This is a genomic window from Leptospira brenneri (genome assembly GCF_002812125.1).
Lineage (GTDB): Bacteria > Spirochaetota > Leptospiria > Leptospirales > Leptospiraceae > Leptospira_A > Leptospira_A brenneri.
Genome location: NZ_NPDQ01000001.1, coordinates 645984 through 669600, shown reverse-complemented (window position 1 = coordinate 669600; position 23617 = coordinate 645984). Strand labels below are relative to the sequence as shown.

Genomic DNA, 23617 nt, shown 5'->3' with positions numbered 1-23617 from the left:
CCTTCAGAGACTCCTGAGGACATGGATTTGGAAAGGAAGTTTTCGAAATGAAAAAAATAATATTTTTTGGTTTGTACGACTGCTTGATTTAGCTATTATGTCTCTTAAATGAAAACCCCCTCTCGGTCCAACAAAGCTGCCCTTGCCTACCAAATCTTAGGCCGCTATTTGCCGGACGAAGTGTTTGCTCATTTGAGTGATTCCGAAATTGAATCTCTCCTTCTCAAAGTAGAATCCAACCCCTCCCCGACCAGAGGCCAAGAAAAAGACATACTACTTTCCTTTACTAGGTTCTTACAAAAGCAAGGGAACCAAGCCAGTTCCCGAAACCCGAATCAAAATGGTCGTGGCAGTTCCAGCTTGGTCAGCGGTAGCGGTTATCCGAATAGCGATTATAACTCAAATTCTCTGGGTATATCTGGTGGCGGTAACGGCAAAAGCGCAGCTGGCCGCGAATATACGAATAGCGCATATCCCCTCAAAAACGGTGGGAAAAGCGAGACGCCACACAGAAAACCAACACTCGGAGACGAATATGCGAATGAAGCATATTCTACAAATTCCCAAACTCCAAGTCGTGATGGATCCACAAACCACTTAAATCCAGAAACAAACGAATTGTATTCGCTTTTGGAACAGATTCTAAAAGAGGAAGATTCCAAACGAGTGGGTCCCATCTGGTCGGACCTTCCCAAGTTTTCTTTAGAGATGCTCCGAAACCTAACGATGGATGAATCGCCGGAAGTGGTGGCCAGAGTTCTTAGTTTTTCTGACCCGGAAACCGCATCGGAAGTTTTGGCAGAATACCCAGAAACCCACAGAGAAGAGATCATTCTGGCCTTATCAGAAATTGATTACCATTCGGACCAGGAAAGGGACAAATTAGAGCGTTTCCTCCGCTTCAAAATGGAACTCATCCAGAAAAAAATGCCAGTTTCGAAGATTCGTAGCCGGAAAGCGAAAACGGCAGGGGAAATTCTGACCAGGCTTCCTTTTTTGCCATCTCAAAATTTAATTGAACGAATTCAGAAAAAAAGCCCAGAATATGCCGAAACTATAGTAGAACACTACTTTCGTTTGGAAGACCTCCTTCATTTAGGAAGGACGAGCCTCACTCGGTTCTTTTCTGAGATCCATCCCCTTGTCATTGCCTGTGCTTTGAAAGGAGTGGAAACAGATTTTCGCGATCAAGTATATTCCAATTTGGAATCTTGGCTTGTGAAAGAAATAAAGATCGAATGGGATTCGTTAGGTCCTGTCTCTTTAGCAGAAATTGAAGAAGCCCAAAAGGGAATCTTAGATCGCTTGCGTGAGGCAATGGATGAAGGCAAAGTGAAACTCTGGAGATTGAAGTAAGGATATGGCAAAACTCGTTTTCAAACCCATTCAAATTGCCGACTTACAAGAAGAAGTTGAAATTCAACTTCCTGATAAGTACAAAAAGTTCCATAAGACCGACGAACAAGAAGACTTCGAGATAGACCAAGAAGGGAATATCATCGAACAATACCAAGGTCCATCGATTGAAGAGATCGAAGCGGAACTACAAAGGTATCGCCAAGAGACTGAAGAACAAGTCCGTCAACTATTAGAAGACGCAAAAAAACAAGCCAAAGCCATTGAAGAAGAAGGTAGAACCAAAGCCTTCCAAATGGTGCAAGACTCCAAAGAAAAAATCAAACTAGAAGAAGACTCCGGTCGCGCCAAAGCGGAACAAATCTTAGATCGTGCTAAGATGGAAGTCGAACGTATGATCAAAGAAGCCGAAATGAAACAGGCTGAGATCGAACACGAAGCATACCAAAAAGGTTATGATGCTGGTCGCGAAGTAGGATTCAAAAAAGGACAAGGGGAAGTAAGACGACTCATTGACCGACTAGGAACTATCATTGGTAAGGCGATCGATATTCGTGAAGAAATGATTGCTGCTTCCGAAAAACAAATGGTAGAAATGATTCTTGTCATTGCAAGAAAAGTAATCAAAGACGAAATCATTGAACGTAAAGAAATTGTACTCAATAATATTCGAGAAGCAATGAAACGAATCAAAGACCGGGATAGAATTGATATTCGTGTTAACTTTGCGGACTTGGAACTCACAACAGCTCACAAAGACGAACTCATCAAACTTATGGAATCTCTCCGAAAAGTCAATATCTACGAAGACTCAAGGGTGGATCGTGGTGGAGTTATCATCGAAACAGATGTGGGAGCCATCGACGCAAGGATTTCTACTCAGCTCAAAGAAATCGAAGAGGCCATTCGAAACGTCGAACCGATATGATTTCGAAAACCCGCATTTACCAACTCGTATTCGGGTTCGCATTCGTTTTGTCACCAGCTACCTTCAGTTTGGTGGCAGAACCTTGCGGAACCATGATCACATCCTTCGAAAACCCAATTGTTTTAAAAACAGATTGGTTGTTTCGCAAAGGTGACAATTTAGATTGGAGAGATGAAACGGTTGAGGAATCCTTTTGGGTCAAACGTTCTGTTCCTGATTATGGAATTTCAAAAACAGAAAATCTAACTGGTTATCATTGGTATAGATGTTCGTTCTATTTACCCGAAAATTACACAACCCCTGTTGAGCCCATTGCCATCCAACTTGGTCGCATTCGAGATATCGATGAATTTTATCTCAATGGAACTTTGATAGATAAAACAGGAACTGTATTGCCGAGATTGGAAGTAGATTTTCAAAAAATTAGAATTTATTCGCTACCGACCCACCTACTCAAACCAGGACTCAATGTCATGGCAATCCGCATTTATGCAGCAACGAACCTAAATGGTCTCAAAGAAGCGCCTACCATTGCAAAGGAACGAATCTTACGTGAAGCTGCATTTTCCAAAGAAGCATTTGCTATGGTTTGCGGTTATGTATTTATCTTTATGGGAATTTATTTTTTAGTAGGTTCTATTGTTCGCGGGCGGGCCGGAGAAAACTTTTTCTTTGCACTATTCTCTATCTTCATGGGGATTTATGTTTTAATTCGAACTCAACATAGAGATATTCTTTTTGAGAGTTTTACTTGGTCTTATGTTGCAGAACTATTAGTTCTTATTTGTCTTCCCATATTTTTTATCAATTTCATGCATCAATATTTAAAGATAAAACGGAATGTCGTTTTACTGGTATATGAAGTATTCCTTTTAGTTTTATTTGTAATCACCTTATTTTTTAGAACACCCAAAACTTGGATTTTAGTCATAGCACTCTTTAACTATGTTTTACCAGTTGCAATGGGACTTGTGATTTATTTATTCGTAAAAAATGGAAGAACCAATATTGCTAAGGTAAAATTCATTCTTATCGGAATTGCCTCTTTATTACCGACCATTCTCATCGATAGTCTTTCCGCTTTAGAAATCATTTCTATGCCAGGAACTCTTTACTTAGGGTTTCTTATTTTTCTTGTGATGATCTCCATCCAACTTTCAAACGATATAGTTTTAGGTTTAGAAAATTATATCGAACAAGAAAAAGAACTAATCCAAATGGAACGGGTCAAAACAGGTTTTTTGATTAATTTGTCCTCTGAGTTCAAATCCGGAATGGAAAAAATCAAAAAGGCAATCGACAATATATCAAATACAAATTCTTTTAAGACCTCCACAAAAGAAGAAACCAAAGTAAAAGCAAAAACACCTGCCAAAAAGAAAACCAAAACAAAGTCTGGCTCAAAACAAGACTTAGATCCAATCAAACAAGCGGAAGATCATATTTCTTACATGGGCTATATGGTTGAAGAAGCCGTTCTTCTTCGCAAACTTGAAGACAAAACATACATTCCTTTTTATGAATCTTTTTCTGTTGCAGAACTCATTCGAAGTTGCGTTTCTAGTGTAGAAAACCACCTAGAACAATATAGAAAAAATACATCCATCGAAGTTAAACCTGGTGATCTAGAAATATATTTCCCCAAGGAACTACTCTTCTGTATCTTAAGAAATCTTGTAGAGAATGCATACCAATACACAGACCCAAAAACAGATATTAGTATAGAATTTTTTAATCGCGATGGTTTTCACCAACTCATTGTTATGGATGAAGGAATGGGCCTTAGTCAATTAGAAATGGAAACAATTTTCCAAAAGTTTGTTCGCGGTTATCGTGACAAAAAAAATGAAATCCCTGGGGCAGGAATTGGTCTTACCTTGGTGGAAGCTACGACAAAATTTTTAGGTGGAACCGTAAGTTTAAAATCAAGCGAAGGTATGGGAGCCAAGTTTACCATCCGCATTCCGGAGAAACCTAAAAAATGAAATCTTTAAGTTTTTATAGAATTTTAATCCTAAGTTTCTTTTTACTGACAACTCACTGTTCTCGTTCCACAGATGAAAATACAATTGTACTTCGTTTGGATGGGGATGACTGGGGAATTTATTTTAATGATAACGCTGATATTCTTAGTAGCGAATTCAATGCCAACAACTTAGATATCACAACAGTTCCAAGTAACTTTCGAAACTTAAATAGAAATTATCGTGGTGCTATTTGGATTCGTAAAAGTTTTGAAATTACAACCGAACAACACCAAAAGTCTCTTGCATTACAACTTGGAAAAATCTACCAATCCGATGAAGTATTTATTAACGGAGTTCTTATCGGGAAAAACAACTCTGCCTTTGGAAGAGACCCGGATGAGTTTGCCTTTGGTAGACCAAGAATTTATCCAATTCCACATGACCTATTATTAGAAGGTGAAAATGTTTTAATTGTAAAAATTAATTCTTCACTTTCAACCTCGGCAGGCGTCATCACAGGTCCCATCCGTATTGTCACATACGAAGAAGCATTAAACGGAAATCTTTACGATTCTCTCGTTGAACTTATCTTTGTGGGATTTTATCTTTTCATCGCACTATTTTTCTTTATAAACTATTTTAATATAAGGGATAAAAAAGAATATCTTAGTTTTAGTATCTTAGCACTTATCTTTTCGGCTTACGAACTTTCAAAAAATGAAGTTCGATTTTTCCTGATTAATCAATTTGCCATTTTAAAGTTTATAGAGTATTCTTTTTTATTAATTCTACCTTATGGATTTATTAAATTCATTCAGGATTTCTTTGAGTTAAAACCTTTTAAGTACCAAAGGCTGTATTTATTAATGCAGTTTTTCTTTATCGCCATTTTCGCAATGATACAGAACCCAGTTTTTTGGTATAACTTTATCGGTTACTGGGATATTCACTTATTAGCAGTCATTGGTTATGCAATTTACGTTACGTTTAATAAATTCAAAGACCAGAGTCGTGGTTCCGCAATCCATTTACTTGCTCTTATTTATTTGTTATATTCAATACTAAAAGAAATATTAATCGAAAGAGGTTATCTAAACTCTCCATCCTCTCTTGAAACAAGTTTCTTAGTATACCTAATTTTAATGACACTTGCCTTACGTTTTCAGTTTTTGATTATGAAGAGAAAACTTCAAAATCGATACGAAAGACTAAAAGAAGCAGATTCTCTTCGCGAAAAAATATTTTATTATATGGATGCTATGATTTCAGGTCCATTGAAATCCATGAAAGAAAAACTCATTTCTTTTCGCGAATCAACACAAAAAACAAAAGATAAAAACTTAGTAAAAGAAGTAATTGAAGTTCAGTCCTCTATCGATAATGTCATGGATGATATCATCGAACTTTCACGTTTGGAAGTTCTCAAAGAAGTTCCCTTTAAAGAACAAGTCAACTTTATCTCATTTATCAATGAAGTAATCCCGGAAGATGGCATTACTTATTCAATTAAGGTAAATCCTGAAACAGAAATCCACAATAGTCTAGATTTGATTAATTCAGTTGTCGTAAGATTGGTTGACTTCCCACCATTCAAAGAATTTAACCATAATGACTTGATCATCACACAAGATTTAAGAGGAAATGTTCACTTCCGATTTTTATTATTCCATAGTAATCCTAAAGTTTCTCAGAGGTTGTTTAGTGATTTAGTTGAGAATTATAATACACTAACACCTGTAAAAGTAAAATGGGCAATCATTCTTGAAATTGTTCGTTTATTAGGGGCAAAAATTGATTTTAAAATCATCAAAAAGAAATACTTAAAAATCGATTTAGGAATTGCTGCCATTGTTCCTATTTCCGAATTACAACCAATTAAAGAATCACAAACTATTTCTCAAACTACTTCCGCCAAAAAACAAAAGGAAGATTGGAAAGTAACTTTAAAACGGTACTGGAAATTTTTAAAAGAAACAGAAATCAAAATCCCCAACTTTAAAAAGAAAAAATAATCGATGTAATTCATGATTACCAAGTATCTGACACAACCAAATCCGGAGTCGCTCATGAAAGCGTTCGAAGGATGTAAGGAACTATCTTTTTCCAAAGATGAGTTTCTTTTTCATGGTGGTGATAAAGTTGCTTATCTGGATTTACTTGTCACGGGTGATTTACAAGTCTTCAAATACGATGGGAATATGAATGAAGTTACCTTAACTTTCTTTCGTCCAGTTAGTATCATTGCAGAATGGGCAGTCATCCAAGGGATCCCCTATCCAGCCTCAGGTAGATTCACTAAAAAAAGTACAATTTTGAGAATGCCACTAACGGAGGTTCAAAGTCGAATTCATAAGAATATAGAACTGAACCATATTCTAATGCACTCGCTAATGAATAAAATCGAAACTTTGAACTTAGCAATCAACCGTGGTCTTACCATGGACGCGATGCAAAGAGTGGCACACTTTTTATTTTATGGAACACCAGACTCTTTAAGTCTAAAACAAACACAAATGGCTTCTCTTCTATATCTAAGGCCAGAAACATTTTCGAGAATCCTCAAACAACTCAAAGATCAAGGTCTTATCGACACCCAAAAAGGAGAAATAACCATTCTCGATAAAGAAGGTTTACTGAAAATTTTAGCTTAGTTCTTGATTTGCATCAATGAAATGATTCCAATTTTTATTATTATCATTTTATGAAATTTTCATTCTTTCATTTGAGTTTTTGGAATACCGCCTTCCGGCCTTTTTTTTGGTTCGGTTCCGTTTATAGTATTTTCTTGATTGGGTTTTGGTTACTTGTTCTTACGAATCTAATCTCTAACCCAATTCAAATTAACTCTATCCATTGGCATTCCTATGAAATGGTTTTTGGATTTTCCAAGGCAATTGTTCTCGGATTTCTTTTTACCGCCGTTCAAAATTGGACGAACTCCATCATCTTAAAAGGTAAAAACTTATTTTTCCTTTTGTTGTTTTGGAGTTTGGGAAGATTTTCGATGTACCCTCTAGGATTTTTAGCTTATTTGTCATTTGGTTTGGATATTAGTTCTGACCTAATGGTCATCGTTCTACTCTACCCAAAATTAATGGTTCCAACTCAAAAACACAACAAACCTATTGTTTTCCATTATGGAATCTTTACCATTTTTCACTTGTTAGCTGGATTATCTGCCCGTTCAGTTTTCGAACCAGAACAGACTTTATTCTTCATTCACTTAAGTATCTTTGTAATCCTTTTTCTTATCTTAATCATTGGTGGAAGAGTGGTTCCATTCTTTTCTGGAGTTGTCATTCCAGGTTATTCTTTTAAACGATTTCCAAAATTGGAATTGGTTATTCTCTATTTACCATTTCTTTTTTACACTGTAAAACTGTTAGATTCATTAACAACATCAAATAGTTCATTCAATATTAATATAATTGATTTTCATCTAACAGATCTATTAGTCATGATCTCTTCTCTTATTTCTTTTTCTTTATTTTTCACTAATGCCATCCGCTTTATTTCTTGGAAACCTTGGAAATCCTATAAAAAACCTATTTTATGGATTTTGTATATTGGATACTTCTGGGTTTGTTTGGGATTTTTATTCTACAGTCTCGTAGCTCTAGGTTCCTTTCCCATTTCTTCCGCAATCCATAGTTTGACAGTTGGTGGTATCGGAGTTTTTATTTATGGAATGATAACACGAGTGAGTTTAGGACATACTGGCAGAAACATTATCGCTTCCCCTCTCACAGTTAGTGCATATATCATTTTAAATTTTGCAGTCATTGCAAGAGTGTTCCTCCCGCTACTTGGAAAATACAACCTGGCTTACCATCTTTCTGGGTTCGGATGGATTTTGGCTTTTAGCATATTTATCTTTCAATATACAAAGATTTTATTTAGCCCGAGACCTGATGGAAAACCTTCGTAGACTTAAATTCTAAACTCTTATAGCTCTTCGAAAGAATTCTTGGCGAAAAATCGAAGAGTCTTTGGTCTCAGTTAAAAATGATCCCAAATAAGAAAGGAATGTGGTTTCTGTGGGATATTGCCAGGACGATTCAAAATCACAACCTCCATCCCCACCGAACTTGCAGCTTCCGCTTCTTCTACGATATCTGTAAAAAAACGAATTTCATTTGGTGCAGACCCTAGTTGGTTTGCAATTTTTTCATAACTTTCTTTTTCCCTTTTCCCACCAACGGCCGTATCAAAATAAGAAGTAAAATATTCTCTTAAATCACCTAACTCTGAATATTGATAAATCAAAATTTGAGCTTCCACGGAACCGGAAGAATACACATGATTTTGAATTCCTAAGTCTTGTGCATTTTTCAAAAAACCAGGGACATCGGAATAAACAGTACTTTTGATTTCCCCCGACTCATAACCTTCTTTCCAAATTTTTCCTTGGACTTCTTTTAAAGGGCCAAACTTTCGATCTTTTTCGATCAAATATTCGAAGTAAGAAGGAATGAGGTTAGAGTCAAAATCCAAAACTTTCGTTTTCGTTTTTAACTCTGCTTTTGTGAATCGGGATAAAAAACCTTCTTCTCGTATTGAACAATCTTTTTCAAATTCTATCTGAACTTCTTTTAACTTAACTTCAGAGAATTGGTATCCTTTTAAGAATTCTTCCATGCGTTTTTTTGCATAAGGGAAAAGCACTTGGTGGACAAAGGCAATCGGAGCCGTTGTCCCTTCAATATCGAGTAAGTTATGTTTCACCATATTACGTTTGTAATATTATCCTTCAGTTAATAAACTTTGTCTCATTTTTTCTTCATCTTTTTCATAGTTAAAAAGAATGAGAAACCAAGCCAACGCGCAAGGTATCCAAAACAAGATAGAAATAGAAAGTGCGAGAGCCCTGTCAGTTGTGAGGCCTAAAATCACGGCCGACATAGCTGGCCCAAGACCTTTTCCTAAGTTATCCGTTAAGTTATAAAGAGAAAAGATGGCACTTCTTGATTTTGGAGAGTTTACATTGATAAGCACCGCACCAACATTAGGTCCAGTAATTGAGATTAGAATACCAGTAATCACATTTAGTCCAATAAAGAGTGTCATATTTCCAACAATGTTGAATGCATATAATAAATACACTGCGGGAAATATTCCAAATATAATAGAGAAAATACAAAGTAAAGGTTGGTATTGTTTTTTTATATTATAAAGTAACTGACCAATCACCCCTCCAAAAAAGGATCCAATAAAGATACCGATGGCAGCAAAGGTAATCATTCCTGCGGCAACTTCTTTCGAAAGTAGATATGTATTTTCGTAGTAATCAGCTAAAAATACAAAAAACACACCCCAAGGAATACAACCAGGAAGCCCTTGCAAAAATACACCAATATTGGTTTTGTTTTCAAAGAGTATTTTAAAGTCCTTAAATGTAATTTTGTGAGAAAGTGTATTGGCAGCGTCGACTTCTTCGGAACCACCACGTTTCGGTTCTTCGCAGAACACTAAATAGATGAAAGCAAAAAGAAAAGAAGGTGCGGACATATAAATAAATGAAGCTCGCCAACCATTAATAGGATCAGCCCCACCTAAAATTCCTCCTAGTAACTGGCCAACACCGACACCAAGACCAATCATCAAGGAAACATAACCTGTTGCAATTGCTCTCGAATGGCTTGAGAAATAGTCACCAATCAAACTATAAATCAAAGGGAAAATTCCCCCAAGTCCAAATCCACAAAGTGTACGTAAAATTAAAAATTCGTTATAAGAATTAGCAAACCCAGACAAAAAACAGGGAATTTCACCAAGCAAAACTGCAGCAATTAACAAACGTTTACGGGAAAATGCTTGAGAAAGATATCCCATTGATAAAGAAACGAGTGCACCCAATATAAAAAACAACGTAGGAACTTCTGCACCAAATTTCCAATCGATCTCTGCTTGACTTGTAATCCCAAGAGAAGCAGCAATATTTTTCATATTCGGTGCTATTAAGTTTTGATCACCAAACAAAAAGAATGTGAGAGCCAAAATGACCCAAAATGCTAAAATTCCCCTTGCACCATGATCTGCAAGTTCACCGAGACCAACAAATCTTAGATAAGATTTATCTCGCGCTGTTTGATTTTGGTTCATAGTTTGTTTTTCCTTTCTGTATGTTTTCGATAGACAAAAATAAATGATAACGTAAATAAAAAACCAAGAAACCCTACGACTGCAAATAAAGAAAGATCCCAACTAGTCAGTATGGATCCATTCCAAATTTCTGGATTCGTATTGTTGGAAATTGTTGGGAGTGGTTTCCCTCCAGAGAAAGTAAATTCAACAGTAGTTCCAAAATCCAAAGAATTTAAAACGTAAGCACTAAGGCCTGGTGGAACATCTTTATCAAGTTTAGTAACAGGAGTTTTTTCTCCTGTTTTAATTTCCATATCTTGTGGTTTTACAAAAATTGGGAATTTTCCATTTTCCGATTCAATTAACATTCGTTCAGTGAATGTATCGTTTTGATTAGGAATGAAGTAAGATATTTGCATTTCAGAAACACCGGGAAGGATTGCTCGATCTAAAAGTCTTCCGCCATTTTTGCCTTCTGGAACCCCCAAAGGAATTGCCATCTTACTTCCCGGTTGTTGGATTTGTGCCAAAATTTCTGTCGCAACCTCTGGAACCGAATATTCCAACGGTGCCAGTTTCGAATCATAGGATTTGGGAGGTTTACTCGAATTATCAATTAGAAATAATTTAAAAACACGTAGGCCCTTTTTTTCTCGCATAACCTGCATTAAACTCTTAACAGCCACTTGTTTGCGATCGGCACCAGTTTCAAACACAGTTACCTCTTGCGGAGATGTACGAAACATAGTTGTAGGAGGAATCATTTTATTATAATTCACACCCTGGTATTGAATTTGTAAAAGAATGGGGGCGCCTTCCGGTAATTCCGTTTCTGGAAACCGAAATTTACCCGATTGTGGACCGATGTCTGCCAAAGGAACCATGGCTCCTTGCAAAGCAAGCATACGAATGGAGTCTGCTTTACCGAATCCGCCCGTTGTACCATTTTGAATGGTTCCATAAATGGAAAGTTTTTCCGCATAACTTGCGCTTGAGAGAAAAATGAGAATCAATATTGAAAGGAGATGGGTTCGAAACATTTTGATACTTTTTCTCGTTCTTTCGATTCCAATCCAAGTGAAAAAACGGAAGTTTTTAAAAATTTAGAGGCGACAATAGAGGGTACTGGACATAATGTTTTAGATAGGAAAGGAAAGCCCGGCTACATGAAGCAACTGAGCGAAATCGTTCACAATTCCTCAAAAGATGAGAGGGATATACTACTGGAATACCAAAATATCGATGTTTCCAAGCTGGAAACTTTGAAAGTATTGGGAATTCCCATAGACAACGTCACTACAGACGAAGCCATTGCCAAACTCTTCCGCGTGCTTGAGAAAAAAGAAGGCATGCACCATGTTTTATTTTTAGATCCGATCAAACTCATGCGGATGCGTCCCAAAAAATCGCTCCACAGGATTGCCGAAAAAGCAGGAACCATTCTTGTAGAAGGAGCTGGCATTGGTTGGATGAGTTCGGGAAGACTCAAAGAGAGAGTCACTCCGATTGCTGTCATGATGGACCTCATTCGTTTGGCCGAACTCAAAGAATTCACTGCCTTTATCTTTGGGGCTAAAGACGAAATTGTAGAACGAATTTACTTTAATCTCACAAGACATTTTCCAAAAGTTCGGATTGTGGGCAGGCACGCTGGCCATCTCGATAGACAACGTGAAATGCGAGTCAAAGAAGCCATTCGTAAAACTGGACCAGACATCATTTTTCTTGCCATGGACTTCCCCGACCAAGAAATTTGGATCGAAAACAACACGGGTTATTTTGGCAAAGCAGTTGTGATCGGAGTGGGTGGCGCCTTAGATATGTTATCTGGAGCTGATAAAAAAGCACCAGAGTGGTTTAAGGAAAGAGGACTCATTTGGCTTTGGAGGATCATCGCAAGACCTTACAGGATCCAAAGGATGTGGGAAACTTTCTATTTCATCTTACTTGGAATCCGCGAACGTTTTCGCAAACACTAGCTTTAAGCATTCTCCGAATAAAAGCCAATCAAAGAGGATAGAGATTCTATCTATCCTCCATTTGAATCACTCCGATTTAATTCTGCAGTTACCTATTTTTTTATTTGATCCAATCTATCGAGTGTTGGAGCAAGCCAATCTTCTAAGAGTGGTTCTCTGTCTAGTTTGGCACGAGCAAAGACCAGATCTTTATTTGAGTTAGCAATTTCACTTACAGAACCAATTTTTCGCGCTGTTTCCATTGCTTTCCAATAGTATTTCAGAGCATTGATGGTATCTTGTTTTTTCTCATACACTGCTCCAATATTATTATAAAGAGCCGTAAGAGTTTCATATACTTCTCTATGATCCGAGTTTTCTGTATCGATTCGACCTAAACTTTGTTCTTTTAGTTCAAAATCATCCTTTAACTTCAGATAGTTGCCGAGCGCTGCATTGTACTGTCTTGTATAGTAAAAAGCATTCCCTTTACCAAAAAGTAAAGTTGCGTTATTATAAATATCTTCTTCGGGAAGTTCCGCCCAAAAGTCCAAACTCTGTGCAAAATCTCCATGATTGTAATCAATCCAACCTAAGTAATAGTAACATTCACGTACGATTTTTGGATCTTTGGAAATATCACGATCAAGGGCTGCAAGGAAAGATTCACGTGCCATAAAAAGGCCGTTACGTCTTTCTTTTTCTTCATAAGAAAGAGTTCCAATACTACGTTCCGGATAGATTTTTTTACCAGGAAATTCTCGTATATTGTCTGTTATATTAATTCCAGCCGCTTCCAAAAATTGGATTTTACCTAAGTTAAACGAAATCCTTCCCGGACTTCCTTCCAGTAAAGTTTCATCTTCGTCTCTTTCTCCAAGTCGATCCCGATAGTTTTGATAACGGTCATCAGCTTCACGAAGGAGTTTTACCGCTTCATCATAATTTTCTGTTTGGATATAATACTCTGCCATGAGTAAAACGGCTAAGTAATGGCGGATATCGTAAGTCGAAGCCAACTCCAATTGTTTGAGGGCACGTGCCGCTTCTTCTTTTTTGAAATAAAACCTAGCTCTCTGGTAATACCCTTCTGCAAATTTAGAACCACCTTCTTTTCCATAAGCTATGTTCAGAAGATATTCCACGTTATCATCAATTTCCATCCCGGTCACTTGGTCTTCTGGGTTGATATTGTATTTGATTCTGACTTCTTCCGAGTCCAAATCAATATAGAAAGAAGCAAGTTTTGCTAACACAAAGAGAGAGAGTTCGTCTTCAATGTTAAGAGCATTCCGAACCTGTCTATGGTGGTTAAGAACGTACTGTGGATTTTTATCTCTTTTCCACATCTCAATATAAGTAGATAGAATCCCACCATGGCCAATCGCATTTTTAGGATACTTCTCAATAATATCGTTATAGTATTTAACTGCTGTTCCAAACTCTTGTTTGTTATAAAAAATCTTAGCAATTCCTGCAATGGCATCTACATTATCAGGATCTCCACCATCGGTAAACACTCGTTTAAAATATTCAATGGCAAGGTGATCGTTTTTATATTTTTTACGATTACTACCAGGGGGAACATCGATAAAATCCTTTCTATGGAAGGAATGGAAAGTTCCGAGAGCAATATAAGTATCAATATCATGAACATTGTATTTGAGCCGAGATGCAATATAGGCTCCGGCTTTTAATACCTTTCTTGGAACCTTATCTTGCGAAGTAAGATAAAAAGCTAGTTCCGGAAGTGGTCTTCTGCCTGCAGTTTCGACTCCCGCATCATTCCACTCTGTTTTTTTCGCAAAACTAATGTTTGGAACTTCTTTTCTATTTTCCCAAGCACGTTTGTGTTCTTTATCTTCTACTTCATATCCAAAATCAGGTTCTACTTTTCCAAAACATTTTTCAAAAGCTCGTTCATACTGTCCTGCTTTGGTATATGCAATACAGTATTTATTCAAAAACTCTAAGTTATGTGGGAAAATTTCTTCCCCTTTGATAAAATAATTCTCTGCATCAGCGAGAAGTTTTTTCTTCTCAAGGGCATCTGTTTCATAACTAAACTCTTCTATTTTTTCAAGACCAAGTGCATACTGAGCTTTCGCACGATACGGAACAATGACATACTTCCAAAGTGTCACAATTCCAAATACTAGGAATACAGCTGCAGCCGAAGACAAAATCGTTCTTCGAACTAACTCACGTTTGCGGGCAGCACCTTCTTTGGTATAGGAATCCCGGCTCGCAATGATGGGAACACCATCGGCAGCAAATTTTCCAGTAGAGTCACTGAGTTCGACTCTTTCCCCAAGAAGCCCACTTAAGTAGTTGGCAATGTCCTCTGGTTTTTGTTGGGCCTTGATAAGCTCGATGATTTCTTTTTGATTGCGAACCGGAATCCTTTGGTTGACAATCGTATCAATGATCGTTCGTCGAAGTTTTGGAGGGTAACGAAGTAGTTCCGCCTGAATGACGGCGAGTTCTTCATCAGTTAAGTTTGCTTCGAGTGACTCTTCTGGTTCTTCTTCTTTCCCAAGAGACATGAGGTCTTCCTCAAATCCGCCTGGTCCATCGGAACCAAAATCATCCATCGTAGAAACAGGCATATCATCAATCGATGGTGCCAAATCATCAAAAGAAGGAGCTCCTAAGTCATCATCAAGACTGGGAGGTTCCATTCCCACACCCAAGTCTCCAAATGGATCGTCAAATCCACCACCCATATCCGTAGGTTCGTTATCACGAGAAGGCGTGGACGGACTGCCCATATCACCAAACGGATCATCTCCAAAATTGGATTCAGTGGTTTGCGGTGTAGAACCCATATCGGCAAACGGGTCATCACCAAAAGAAGTATCACCACCTCCAGAAGATGGTGCAGAAAGATCACCAAACGGATCATCGGCGGCACCTGTAGAAGAAGGTGCATCAAACCCACCAAAAGGGTCATCACCAAAACTTTCGGTAGGTGTAGGAGTCGCACCCATATCTGCAAATGGGTCATCGCCGGTAGCCGGAGTATCGGTTCCACCGCCAAAATCAAAGTCATCCCCACCAGAAGCCGGTTCATCCGATCCAGAATCAAACCCAGCAAACAAGTCTTCGTCGGTAGTGGGAGGAGTATCATCTCCACCTAAGTTAGCAAAAGGATCATCTCCAAAATCAGGAGTCGGTTTTTCTTCTATAGGAGCTTCATCAATCGCATCTAAATTCGCGAAGGGATCATCTCCAAAACTTTCTGTTGGAGTCGGAGTGGCACCCATGTCCGCAAATGGGTCAGCTTCTTCAGAGGTTCCAGAATCTGAGGCAAATGGATCCGAACCTTCGGTATTTATGGGAGCATCAAAATCAAAATCATCAGTGGCAGCAGGGGTTTGGCTGGGTTTCGGTGAGTCTTCACCAAGAAGTTCATCTAAATCAATTCCGTCGTCTTCTTCCGCCTCACGGTCTGGAAGCTTGGGTGGACCGAAATCGTCATCCCCATCATCAAGGCCAGAGAAAGGGTCTCCCGCATCTCCGTCCCCTGCCCCTTCGTTATCAAAATCATCAAAGGCAGAACCGGAATCTTCCCCAGAATCTGCTTCTGGCTCGGAAGGTACGATGGGGCTAGTGTATCCCAGTTTCTCACGTAAAACCTTCGCCATCGGATTGAGTTCTTCCGATGAGAGCGGATTTTTATTGAGAGCCGAAAACATCGTCTCGATTTGTGTGATTTCTTCCGGACTCAATTTGTCTATCGGCTCAGCCATTTAAGGGTCTATTCCTAATGAATTATCGGCCCCTTCTGAAAATGACAGAATATTTTTTTTATTATGTCAGATGGTTCACCGAGAAAAAAACCTTTCACTCTCTTTTTTCATTTCTGCCGAAAATAATCTAGAAGGACTGAGCAAAACCTACCAGTATGATGAAATCGAAATCCATCCGAATCGCCCTATTTTTACTCTTTTTCACAGGAATCGGAATCTTTGCCGAGGACGGCATGGACTGGATTGGAAGTTTTTCCTCAGGGGAACTGGAGATGTCAGATGAAACTGAAAACCAGGATACCGTTTATTACCTCTGGCAACTAGAGAGTCTTAAAAAAAATATCGCTCCACGTTACATTCGTTATCTTGATGTAGAGTCCTATGTTTCCTCAGGCCAACTCATGCATAGAGGGATTCTTTTTACTTACAATGGACTCCGCGATGAGTCAGTGGAAATTTGTGGAAGTTTTAACAATTGGGAATGTTCCGATATGAAACGGAACCAATACGGAATTTATTATACTGTCATCGAACCCACCCAAATCACGGAAGCTTACGAAGAAGATCCTATCTATGAATACAAGTTCCGTGTGAATGGACTTCTCACCTATGATCCAGAAAACTTTGATAAATTAGAAGATGGATCAGGGTCTTACTATTCTCGTTTTGTTTTGGATCAAAAGGACACGGATCGTCAAACCAAAACTATGGTTCTCGAAGATTCCGCAAATGAAGAACGGGACCTCCGAACGGTTAAATTTCAAATTTATTTACCGAACGCGGAAGTGGTTCGTGTGGTAGGAAGTTTCAATGACTGGAACCCAGAACATGATTTTTTGAAAAAAGATCGTAAAGGAGTATTTACTCTCGAAAAGAAATTACTTCCGGGTGAATACCATTACCAATTCATTGTAGATGGAGATTATATGTTGGATACTTACAATCCATCCACGAATATCAAAGTAGATACCAACGAATCTGTTTCTTCGCTTCTGGTTCCTGAACGGAATTATGCTTTAGAACGTAAGATGTAGGTAAATTTGTAAAATCAGTAGATTCGATGATTTATCAAATGATACTACATTCACTGTTGTAGAATGGTTTAAGAGTTTTATAATATTTTTTAGTTCACTGCTCTAATGTAGCAGTCATAGAACCTTTTGATGAACCCATTCTTGGGTCGGGACCATAGTTTAAGATTCTTTCATGGACAAATTCGGCGTGTTCCAATTCCCCAGAGAATACAATGGTTTTTTTTCGAGTGTCCACTTCGATTGCATGTTGGAAGGCTTTTTCCCAAGGCATCTGACAGACATCCATTAACATTTCGATTACGTATTCGTAGGTATGAAAGTCATCATCCCAAAGTACAACCTTCCAAGGCCCGTCACTAAGTCGTGGCCTTACTTCGGTTTCTTCTAAGATGGAAGGTTGGGATGCTCCTGAACCGGTCATACCAACCAAAACCTTATTTTTTCTTTTTGGAAATAGCAAGCTCCGCGTGAGAGACAACGTCTTTTGCACGGAGACCGAAGTAATCAAGAAGACCACTCCAAGTTCCAGACTTTCCGAATGTATCTTTCATCCCCACTTTGATCACAGGAACTGGATACTCTTCTGAAAGAAGTTCCGAAACAGCAGAACCAAGACCACCAATGACATTATGCTCTTCACAAGTGACTACGGCACCACATTCTTTTGCTTTGGCGATGATGGCATCTTTGTCCAAAGGTTTGATGGTAGCCATATTGAGTAGGCTCGCATTAATTCCTTTTTCTTTTAAGAGACTCACGGCAGTGATGGCTTCATTTACCATAACACCATTGGCAATGATACAAACATCTTTACCTTCTGCCATTACTTCTGCTTTTCCAATTTGGAATTTGTAGTTTTCTCTTTCGATCACAGGAATGGCCGGACGACCAACCCTTACATAAACAGGGCCTTTATAATCGGCAATCGCATGAATGACTTGTTTGGTTTCGTTAAAATCAGAAGGGCAAATTACTGTCATTTCAGGAATGACACGCATGATCGCAAAATCTTCAATACATTGGTGAGAAGCACCGTCTTCTCCCACAGTGATTCCACCATGAGAAGCAACTAGTTTTACGTTTACTTTTGGGTAAACCACACTGTTACGAACCACTTCCCAAGCTCTACCCGATAAAAACATAGCAAAACTAGAAGCAAAAGGAACAAACCCAGAAAGGGCAAGGCCGGCCGCATGACCAACTAAGTTTTGTTCAGCGACCCCGACATTAAAAAAACGTTCCGGATATTTTTTCTTAAAATCCGCAGTTTTAGTGGAACCAGAAAGGTCCGCATCTAAAACTACGACATCTTGTCTAGAAGCACCTAACTCAACTAAGGCTTCGCCGTAAGCATCTCTTGTTGCTTTTTTATCTGCTGTGGATTGGCTAGGAGCTCCCATAATTATCCTTTTTTTAAAGCTTCAGCTTTATCAGTTTTTTCCCAAGTAAATGTATTACCAGTTCTACCAAAGTGACCGTAAGCTGCAGTTTCTTGGTATTTTCTTCCTTTTCCAAGAAGATCTAAACCATCTACAATTCCTTTTGGAGTGAGTTTGAAATTTGCTAAAACTCGTTTTGAGATTTCTTCATCAGAAATAGTTCCTGTTCCGAATGTATCCACAAGAACAGATACTGGTTCAGCAACACCAATCGCATAAGCAAGTTGTACTTCACATTTGTGAGCAAGACCAGCAGCTACAACGTTTTTCGCAATATAACGGCCGATATATGCTGCAGAACGATCTACCTTAGATGGATCTTTTCCAGAGAAAGCACCACCACCATGACGACCCATTCCACCGTAAGTATCTACAATGATCTTACGTCCAGTAAGACCTGTATCACCATGTGGCCCACCAATTTCAAATTTACCAGTAGGGTTAATAAAATAACGAGTGTTTACAAGAAGTTCTTTAGGAATCATTTTTTTAATACATTCCTCAATCACTGCTTCTTCGATTTGTTTGTGTGTGACACCTGGTTTGTGTTGAGTAGAGATCACCACAGTGTCTACTTTCTTCGGTTTTCCATCTTCATATTGAATGGTAACTTGTGATTTTGCATCAGGACGAAGCCAATCAATTTTACCAGTGTGACGAAGGTCAGATAAGTGTTCTAAAAGTTTGTGAGAGTAGTAAAGAGGAGCCGGCATAAGCTCTGGAGTTTCTGCAATTGCAAAACCAAACATAAGACCTTGGTCTCCAGCACCTTGTTCAGTATGAAGTCCTTCCCCTTCGTTTACCCCTTGGGCAATGTCAGGAGACTGAGCGTGCACATGAGAGGCAACCACTGCGAAGTCTGCATCAAAGTACATATTGATATCGTTATAACCGATTTTACGGATCACATCACGAGCGATTTCTTGTGTGTCCACTTTTCCTTTACTAGTGATCTCACCAGCAATCACAACAAGGTTTGTTGTCACAAGGGTTTCGCAAGCTACACGGGATTTTGGATCTTGGGCTAAATATGCATCGAGAATGGCATCGGAGATTTGGTCACAGACTTTGTCTGGGTGTCCTTCTGATACGGACTCGGAAGTGAAGATATAGTTTTTAAGAGATGACATTTTTTTACCTTACTTGGTTAAAATTTAGAGTTTAGGTGGTACGTCAATAGAATTGTCAGGAAAGAGTCCACGCACATAGGATTCCAGAGTTTCCGCATTTTTCCCCATGGCAATTTCCAATTTTTTGGCATATTCATCCATTTGGCTCTCCGACAGACCTTTGGGAACAAAGAAAGGCTCGCCATACTGGATGAAAAGCCTTGCTCCAAATTTGGGGAAAAAATGCCTGTCCCAACTTTTAAACGTATAAGCCCTGTCATAACAAGAATGCAAATACAGAATCGGAAAACCTGTGAGAGACGCGGTCACAATGACACCTGGTTTTACTTCCCTTCTCGGGCCTTTGGGGCCATCGACGGTAAAAATAGGAACAGCACCTTGTTTCATTTCTTTTAGAATATTACGAAAAGCCCCCGTTCCCCCTCTGGTGGAAGAACCTCTGACCGAACGAAGGTTAGAGCGAGCAAATGTTTGGTGGATGATCTCTCCATCTTTTGATTGAGAAACGAGAGCCACCATATCAGCTTTTTTCTTTCGTTTTAAATACTGAGTCGCATGTCGATAAAGGGAAAGTGTGGTTTCATGGAAAACGGCAATGATATAACCAGAACCTTTTTCAATGACTTTGGCTGATTCATCAGGAATGATGAATTTTTGGTTCCGAATGAATAGATACCAAACTCTAACAATGAAGTGAACCACCCAACTCAGGATGATGTATTTGGTTTTGGAATAGGGTTTTTGTTTGTTGTCGGGAATCAAAAAGAATGGTCCTTACCGATCTCCCAAAGGACATCGTTTTCATAAATTTTAACCGTTGCCGAGGAATTCGGTTTCGGTTTGTCGTGTAACAAAGAATAGATCATAGATTTGGCTACATACTCACCAGGTATCGGTTTGAATTTTTTGAGCCCAAGAAGTCCAAAAGGAATTAGGTTTCCTAAAAACTCCCCCACTTTTTCACCCACTCGCACCTCTTCTCTTTCACCAATGAGAAGTGAAGGTCTAAAAATTCCGAGGAAGGGAAATTCTAATTTTCGAAGTTCCGTTTCGATTTCACCCTTCACTCGGTTATAAAAAATGGATGATTTGGAATCAGACCCCATAGCAGTGATGATATAAAACCCAGGAACCTTTTTTTCTTTAGCTTGTTTTGCAGCAAACAAAGGATATTCGTAATCAATTTCTTTAAATTTTTCTTGGCTCCCTGCTTTGTTAATGGTTGTACCAAGACAACAAAACACAGCATCCAAACCATCGGGAATATTAACCTTTCCCGTCTTAAAGTCTTCCCAACTCACTTGCACAACTTCAATGGGAACATTTGGGTTTGGATTCGATTGTGAATTTCTGGCCCAAACAATTACCTTTTTGATTTGTGGATAAAAAACAAGGGATAACAAAACCTGTTTTCCAATCAGGCCAGTTCCGCCAAGAAGTAGTATTTTCATTTGATCTCCAAACTGCGAGCAAGCATAGAATCTGTAAGATTCAGTCTTTCTTGAAACTGAATTCCTGCGATATAATAGACTACGTTTTTAATTTTTGAAGTTTGAGTCCACATCACTGTTCCCTCAAAAAACATACGTTTGGTGCCTTTTGCCCAAACAATACTTCCCAAAACTTGGGATTCGATTTCATCACTGAGCAAATCATCTTCACCCAAAAAACAAAGGCCTTCTTCGGAAATATTCCCCAACTTTCCAAATAATGTGATCCCTTCTAAATCCAAGTGGATCTCAAATTCAGAAAAGTCACCTGGGGATATTCGTGGAAGCCTTCGCTCACTTTCCATAGCAACAAGGTAAAAGGATTCGCATTATTGGAAACGAAAAAAGCAGATTAGAACTGAAAGTAAATGAACGGAACAGAGTTTTCTGGTGTAGCTAAATTTAAGACAAGAAAAAGAACAGGATAGAGAGCAAATTCCAAACTGGCAGGGATCCCTTTCCATTTTCCCTTCTCAAAGATAAAATAACCGATGATATGACCCAAATAGAGGAAAAATAGGATCCAAAGGAAGTCTTTCCACATGTAGGGACGGATCTGCCCTGCTTGGAAGGTAAAAATTCCCCGAATGTGCACCCAAGCATTTTCCCAAGATAGAGATCGAAAGAATACAGCACCTAAAAAGAAAATAGAGCTATTGAGAATGTTCTGAAAAAGCCAAAGAGGAGCTTTATACCAAGGATTTGATTCTTTACCGTTCTTTTGGTTCGGAAACCACTCATTCCAAATCTCTTCCAAAACATAAAAAAATCCGTTTAAACTTCCCCAAAACACAAAGGTCCATTGGGCTCCATGCCAAACCCCGCTCACAAACATAGTAAACCAAAGGTTAAACTTACGTCTTACGGAAGTTACCCGACTTCCCCCCATAGGAATATAAATATAATCCCTTAACCAAGAATTTAATGTCATGTGCCAACGACGCCAAAACCCAGAAACAGAAGTGGCAAGGAAAGGCAAATTGAAATTAGTAGGAAGTTTATAACCAAGTAACATTGCACTTCCAATTGCCATATCCGAATAACCGCTAAAATCTAAATAAACCTGGATTCCACCGAGAGCTGCTGCAATTAACAATGCATAGGCGTGGTGCCCAGATGGATCTGCATATATTGTGTCGATTGTGGGAGCCACCATATCGGAAAGAACAGCTTTTTTAAAATAACCCAACATAAAAAAACGAATCGCTACACGAAACTCAATGTCTTCTAGTTTCTTTGGTGTATACAACTGTGGCATAAAGGTTCTTGCAGTCACAATGGGACCTGCCACAAGTTGAGGGAAAAAACTCACAAAAAGAGCAAATCGAATGAAGTCTTTTTCGGCAGGAATTTCATTTCGATAAACATCAATCGTATAGGACAAAGACTGGAAGGTAAAAAAGGAAATACCTGCAGGTAAAATGATTTTTAAAACAGGTAAGGTATCAACACCAAACAAAGGATTGGTGATTGAATTCACAGATGTGACTAAAAAATTGTAGTATTTAAAAAATCCTAAGATAAATACTAAATTCGTAATCAAACTAAAGAGTAAAAGATAATACCTTACCTTCTCTCTTGATTCAGATGCTAGTTTGAGTCCGACAAAATAATCGATCGCTGTAGAAAGTAGAATGAGAGCACCAAAACGGTAGTCCCAAGACATGTAAAAAAAATAACTACTGATGAGAAGGAAGATATGTAAGATTCGTGTTTCTCTTGATTGGTTGGAGAAAATTGCGGGGAATACGTACCAAACTGTAAAAAAAACGAAGAGAAAGAAGACAAAGTATTCAAAATCGGAAAAGATCAATGGGATATGCCTTCTATTCAGACCAGATTCTTCGAAAAAATGACCATGTCAATCATTTCGGCTTGCAGATGATTCCAGAATCTCCTAGGATTGGTCTTTAGTTTTTAAGTTCAGAACTACGAGGTAAAAATGAAAAAATTACTCACATCAACACTCATAGGAATCCTATCCTTTGGTTTATTTGCAAATTGTTTTGGAAAATTCGGAGCAGTGAAAGCAGTCTATTCGTTTAACGGAAACATCCAAATTGGTTCTGGTAAAATCGCAAGTTTCTTTCGTTCCCTTTTGATGATTTTCCCACTTTATATTGCTTACGGATTCGGAAGTTTTCTAGATATTTTTATTTTTAACTTAATCGAGTTTTGGACAGACCGTAATCCGATTGCAATGGCAGAGTATGACTTTGATGGGAAACTTGTGAAAGAATATACAATGGACGGCAAAACAGTTACTTTCACTTATACAGAGTGGGGAAAGGTTTTAAAAATGGAAGCTCCTACTCAAACCGGAATGGAAACTGTATACTTCTTAAAAGACAAACCGGAAAAGGCTTTCCGTTTGACCAATGGAAAGTATGTGGAAATCATCCAAACGAGTGGACCAATCCTTCCTCCAATGAGCGCAAAACACATCTAATCTTATTAATTGCCCCTAATTTTAGGGGCA

General features: G+C 38.5%; 20 protein-coding genes. 9 read left to right on the top strand and 11 right to left on the bottom strand.

The window, feature by feature from the left end; translation table 11 throughout:
* Window positions 1-108: 108 nt before the first annotated feature.
* Genes CH361_RS03230 through CH361_RS03205 form a run of 6 tightly spaced genes read left to right on the top strand, consistent with a single transcriptional unit; the run spans window position 109 to window position 8179 of the window.
* Entirely contained in the window at window positions 109-1356 is a 1248-nt protein-coding gene (locus CH361_RS03230) for a FliG C-terminal domain-containing protein (protein WP_100789357.1), read from the top strand.
* Window positions 1357-1360: 4 nt separating this feature from the next.
* Window positions 1361-2284, top strand: a complete 924-nt coding sequence (fliH, locus tag CH361_RS03225) for a flagellar assembly protein FliH (RefSeq protein ID WP_002973208.1) — start codon at window positions 1361-1363, stop codon at window positions 2282-2284.
* Complete coding sequence (locus tag CH361_RS03220) at window positions 2281-4269, top strand: sensor histidine kinase (RefSeq protein WP_100789356.1); 1989 nt, start codon at window positions 2281-2283, stop codon at window positions 4267-4269. Before fliH ends, CH361_RS03220 begins: the two co-directional genes overlap by 4 nt.
* Window positions 4266-6263, top strand: a complete 1998-nt coding sequence (locus tag CH361_RS03215) for a 7TM-DISM domain-containing protein (protein ID WP_100789355.1) — start codon at window positions 4266-4268, stop codon at window positions 6261-6263. The genes CH361_RS03220 and CH361_RS03215 overlap by 4 nt, the downstream gene beginning before the upstream one ends.
* 54 nt (window positions 6264-6317) lie before the next feature.
* A complete protein-coding gene (locus tag CH361_RS03210; protein ID WP_244279506.1) occupies window positions 6318-6902 on the top strand; it encodes a Crp/Fnr family transcriptional regulator in 585 nt (194 codons plus the stop codon).
* 50 nt (window positions 6903-6952) lie between these two features.
* A complete protein-coding gene (locus CH361_RS03205; RefSeq protein ID WP_100789353.1) occupies window positions 6953-8179 on the top strand; it encodes an NnrS family protein in 1227 nt (408 codons plus the stop codon).
* 71 nt (window positions 8180-8250) lie between these two features.
* Here the strand turns inward: CH361_RS03205 and mtnC are convergent, their stop codons facing one another.
* The 3 genes from mtnC to CH361_RS03190 are packed head-to-tail and all read right to left on the bottom strand — an operon-like array spanning window position 8251 to window position 11375.
* Window positions 8251-8979 (bottom strand): acireductone synthase, encoded by a 729-nt coding sequence (gene mtnC, locus CH361_RS03200; RefSeq protein WP_100789352.1) that lies wholly within the window; start codon window positions 8977-8979, stop codon window positions 8251-8253.
* Between the two features lie 15 nt (window positions 8980-8994).
* Window positions 8995-10353, bottom strand: a complete 1359-nt coding sequence (locus CH361_RS03195; RefSeq protein WP_100789351.1) for an MFS transporter — start codon at window positions 10351-10353, stop codon at window positions 8995-8997.
* Window positions 10350-11375, bottom strand: a complete 1026-nt coding sequence (locus CH361_RS03190; protein WP_100789350.1) for a hypothetical protein — start codon at window positions 11373-11375, stop codon at window positions 10350-10352. The genes CH361_RS03195 and CH361_RS03190 overlap by 4 nt, the downstream gene beginning before the upstream one ends.
* 126 nt (window positions 11376-11501) lie before the next feature.
* Here CH361_RS03190 and CH361_RS03185 point away from each other — a divergent pair, with 126 nt between their 5' ends.
* Window positions 11502-12314, top strand: coding sequence for a WecB/TagA/CpsF family glycosyltransferase (locus CH361_RS03185; RefSeq protein ID WP_100789349.1), 813 nt, complete (start codon window positions 11502-11504; stop codon window positions 12312-12314).
* Between the two features lie 92 nt (window positions 12315-12406).
* Here the strand turns inward: CH361_RS03185 and CH361_RS03180 are convergent, their stop codons facing one another.
* Window positions 12407-16045 carry a tetratricopeptide repeat protein gene (locus CH361_RS03180; protein WP_100789348.1) on the bottom strand — a complete coding sequence of 1213 codons (3639 nt, stop codon included), beginning with the start codon at window positions 16043-16045 and terminating at the stop codon, window positions 12407-12409.
* A gap of 155 nt (window positions 16046-16200) precedes the next feature.
* Between CH361_RS03180 and CH361_RS03175 the strand changes: the two genes are divergently transcribed.
* Window positions 16201-17079, top strand: coding sequence for a glycogen-binding domain-containing protein (locus CH361_RS03175; protein WP_244279504.1), 879 nt, complete (start codon window positions 16201-16203; stop codon window positions 17077-17079).
* Between the two features lie 94 nt (window positions 17080-17173).
* Here CH361_RS03175 and CH361_RS03170 read toward each other — a convergent pair whose 3' ends face one another.
* Genes CH361_RS03170 through CH361_RS03140 form a run of 7 tightly spaced genes read right to left on the bottom strand, consistent with a single transcriptional unit; the run spans window position 17174 to window position 22951 of the window.
* Complete coding sequence (locus CH361_RS03170; RefSeq protein ID WP_100789447.1) at window positions 17174-17500, bottom strand: ATP-dependent Clp protease adaptor ClpS; 327 nt, start codon at window positions 17498-17500, stop codon at window positions 17174-17176.
* 13 nt (window positions 17501-17513) lie between these two features.
* A complete protein-coding gene (locus CH361_RS03165) occupies window positions 17514-18479 on the bottom strand; it encodes a transketolase family protein (RefSeq protein ID WP_100789346.1) in 966 nt (321 codons plus the stop codon).
* Window positions 18480-18481: 2 nt separating this feature from the next.
* Window positions 18482-19648 (bottom strand): methionine adenosyltransferase, encoded by a 1167-nt coding sequence (metK, locus tag CH361_RS03160; RefSeq protein WP_100789345.1) that lies wholly within the window; start codon window positions 19646-19648, stop codon window positions 18482-18484.
* 24 nt (window positions 19649-19672) lie between these two features.
* Window positions 19673-20410, bottom strand: a complete 738-nt coding sequence (locus CH361_RS03155; protein ID WP_100789344.1) for a lysophospholipid acyltransferase family protein — start codon at window positions 20408-20410, stop codon at window positions 19673-19675.
* Complete coding sequence (locus CH361_RS03150) at window positions 20407-21099, bottom strand: Rossmann-fold NAD(P)-binding domain-containing protein (protein WP_100789343.1); 693 nt, start codon at window positions 21097-21099, stop codon at window positions 20407-20409. Before CH361_RS03150 ends, CH361_RS03155 begins: the two co-directional genes overlap by 4 nt.
* A complete protein-coding gene (locus CH361_RS03145; protein WP_100789342.1) occupies window positions 21096-21443 on the bottom strand; it encodes a PilZ domain-containing protein in 348 nt (115 codons plus the stop codon). The genes CH361_RS03150 and CH361_RS03145 overlap by 4 nt, the downstream gene beginning before the upstream one ends.
* A gap of 47 nt (window positions 21444-21490) precedes the next feature.
* Window positions 21491-22951 carry an MBOAT family O-acyltransferase gene (locus CH361_RS03140; RefSeq protein WP_100789341.1) on the bottom strand — a complete coding sequence of 487 codons (1461 nt, stop codon included), beginning with the start codon at window positions 22949-22951 and terminating at the stop codon, window positions 21491-21493.
* A gap of 129 nt (window positions 22952-23080) precedes the next feature.
* Here CH361_RS03140 and CH361_RS03135 point away from each other — a divergent pair, with 129 nt between their 5' ends.
* Window positions 23081-23587, top strand: a complete 507-nt coding sequence (locus tag CH361_RS03135) for a DUF3332 family protein (protein WP_100789340.1) — start codon at window positions 23081-23083, stop codon at window positions 23585-23587.
* The last annotated feature ends 30 nt before the right edge of the window (window positions 23588-23617 follow it).